Annotated in this window: 1 protein-coding gene; it reads left to right on the plus strand. The window is 38.1% G+C overall.

From position 1 onward, the window contains the following. The coding region (locus tag SMIDD26_RS12230) for a Rib/alpha-like domain-containing protein (RefSeq protein ID WP_167747475.1) at window positions 1–3672 on the plus strand (3672 nt) is incomplete at both ends.

The raw sequence follows: 3672 nt of genomic DNA on the forward strand, positions 1-3672 counted from the left end.
GATTTCAGCTAATGGAGCTACAGTTACAAGTCGTGAGGAAATTACGCCAATTCCAGTAACAGCTGAAGATAATGATGGTGGAGTTGGAATGCGTGAACATACTCCAATCGAAGTAAAAGACTTACCAGAGGGATTAAGATTCGAAGATGGCAAAATTGTAGGAACTCCAACTGGAACACCTGGAACTGCCAAAGTAACGATTACAGCTTATGATAAGAATGATAATAAGGCTGAAAAAACAATTGAAATTGTAGTCAAAGGGCAAAATGACAAGTATAATCCAGTAGGAATAAATAGAACAGTTCCTAAAAATTCAACACCTGATGCAGCAGACAGTATTAGGAATAAACAAGATTTGCCAGAAGGAACAAAATATCGTTGGTTAACTACACCAGATACGAGCCACGGCGGGCAAACTGTTTCTGCCGTTGTTGTGGTAGAATATCCAGACAAAACAACAGATAACGTTAGTGTGAACATTAGTGTACCTACGAATTTGACAGCAGAAGTTGCAAAACCAAATGAAGTTATAGAGAAACATGCTGTCGAATCCAAAAAAGTTGTCACACCAAATAAAGATGGCTCAACGATTGCAACACTAGATGAGGTGAATGGATTAACCGTTAATGGAGAAGGTAAATTAACTGGAACACCAAAAGTAGAGAATTGGGGCAAAGATGAAGAAAAACGTGCTATCACAATTCCGGTTAAAGTTACGAAAGGAACTGAAGAAATTACAGTAAGTGTACCAGTTACAATTCTACGTGATACAGATGGCGATGGAAAACCAGACACTACAGATCCAGATGATGATAATGATGGTATTCCAGATACAGAAGAAAAGAAAAATGGAACAGATCCGAAGGTTTTCGACAAACCAGATAATCCAACATCATACGGTTTAACAGGAACAGTGAAACCATCTACCGTTACTGAGAATGCACAAGTGACTGAACCAGGAGTTGTCACACCAAATAAGGCAGGTTCAACAATTGAAACACCAACTGCTATAAATGGATTAACAGTTGGTAATGATGGAAGTTTAACAGGAACTCCAAAAGTAGACTCTTGGGGTGAAGGTGAAGAAGAACGTGATATTACTATCCCAGTAAAAGTTAAGAACGGTTCGGAAGAAGCTAACGTAATTGTACCAGTCACAATCCAACGTGATACAGACGGAGATGGAACACCAGATGTGACAGATCCAGATGATGACAACGATGGAATTTCAGATGAAGATGAAAAGAGAAATGGAACAGATCCAAAAGTAGCAAATGGCTTGACAGGAATCGTTACAACTCCAGCTAAAGTGAAAGAAAAAACTCCAGTACCGACACCTTTACCAAAAGTTGTAACACCGAATAAATCGGATGCAACAATTGAGCCATCAGAACCAGTAAATGAATTGAAAGTGAACGATAAAGGTGAATTAGAAGGAACACCAACAGTTGATAATTGGAACGGCGGAGAAGAAGAACGCAATATTACAATCCCTGTTAAGATTACGAGAGAAAAAGATGGAATTCCAAAAGAGGAAGTTACCGTACATGTACCAGTAACAATCCAGCGTGATACAGATAATGATGGAACTCCAGATGTTGACGATTTAGATGATGATAACGATGGAATTTCAGATGAAGATGAAAAGAATAATGGAACAGATCCAAAAGTAGTAACAGCGTTAGACTTCACAGTAGGTACTCCAGCAGACGCGAAAGAAAAAGCAGAGTACACAAGTGAAGTAGTGGTAACACCAAACAAACCAAACAGTACAATCACAGCACCAACGGTAAATGGATTGACAGTAAATAATGAAGGAAAAGTCACAGGAAAACCAACAATCGGAAACTGGGGAGATGAGGAAGAAGAGCGCAACGTTACAATCGAAGTAACAGTAACAAACGCAGCAGACAAGGATCCAGTTAAGAAAAACGTAGTAGTGAAAGTATTGAGAGATACAGATGGAGATGGAACTCCAGACGTTTTAGATTCAGATGATGACAATGATGGAATTCCAGATGAAGTGGAGAAAAGAAATAATACAAATCCAAAAGTTCCTGATAATCTAACAGCAATAGTTGCGAAACCTGAAAAAGTTAAAGAGAACAAACCAGTTACTCCAACAACCGTCGTAACACCAAATATGCCAAATTCGACGATTATAACAGATAATCCAGATGGAACAGTGAATGGCTTAAAAGTCAATAATGAAGGGAACCTAGAAGGAACACCGACAGTAGATAATTGGAAAACAGACGAAGAAGAACGTAATATCTTAATTCCGGTTAAAGTTACAAATAACGGAAAAGAAACTACAGTAAAAGTTCCAGTCACAATCCAACGTGATACAGATGGAGATGGAACTCCTGATATTGACGATTTAGATGATGATAACGATGGAATCCCAGATACTGTAGAAGATAAAAACGGAACAAATCCAAAAGCTGAAAATGACTTAGAAGTAGTAGTTACAAATCCAGAAAAAGTGAAGGAGAAAACTCCAGTTATTCCAACAAAAGTTGTAACACCGAATAAAGAAGGTTCAACGATTGTAACAAATACATCAGATGGAACAGTGAATGGTCTAAAAGTCAATGATAAAGGTGAACTAGAAGGAACACCAACAGTAAATGACTGGGGCAAAGATGAAGAACGCACTATCGACATTCCTGTTAAAGTTACCAAAGTTGTAGAAAAATTCACAGAAAATGGTAAACAAGAAGTAACGGAAGAAAAAGACGTAACAGTTCGAGTAACAATCCAACGTGACACAGATGGAGACGGAGATCCAGATGTTACAGATACAGATGATGATAACGATGGAATTCCAGATGAAGTTGAAAAAGTAAATGGAACAGATCCAAAAAATGCAGACAATCTAACTGCAAAAGTGTCAGATCCAGTTAAAGTTACAGAAAAGACACCAGTTCCTTCAACATTACCGAAAGTTGTCACACCGAATAAAGACGGTTCAACAATTACAACAGAAAACCCAGTCAATGGATTAAGTGTTGATAAAGATGGTAAATTAACAGGAACACCAAGCGTACCTAATTGGGGTAGTGATGAAGAACTTAAAGTAAATATTCCAGTTAAAGTTAAGAATGGTGATGAAGAAATTCGAGTTGAAGTTCCAGTTATTATTCAACGTGATACAGATGGAGATGGAGATCCAGATGTGACAGATAAAGATGATGATAATGATGGAATTTCGGATGAGGAAGAAAAGAAAAACGGAACAAATCCAAAAGTTGCTACAACACAAACTCCTGAGATAGGAATTGCTCGTAAGGACAATGGTGATGTAGTAGTAACACCAACTAAACCAGGCGGAAAACTGTACCCTAAAGATACGAAGGTAGAAATTCCAGGTGAAAATGGAACAACAATAGTAGTAACGATAGGTGAAGAAGGTTTTGGAATAGTGCCAAATGATCAACTTCCAAAAGCAGAATTACCAGGACAGGGTGTCGTAACAGAGCCAAATAAAGAACCATCAAAACCAGTAGACGTAACAACACCAGCTCGTAAGACACCAACGGTAGAGTTGAATCAAAATCCAAGTACTGGAGATGTCACAGTAACACCTAAGAAAGTAGATGGCTCAAACTATCCTACAGGAACTACTGTAACAATTCCAGGAAAAGATGGAAAAACGATTGATGTAACAAT

Origin of the sequence: Streptococcus mitis, assembly GCF_001579035.1 — a bacterium.
GTDB classification, from domain to species: Bacteria; Bacillota; Bacilli; order Lactobacillales; family Streptococcaceae; genus Streptococcus; species Streptococcus mitis_J.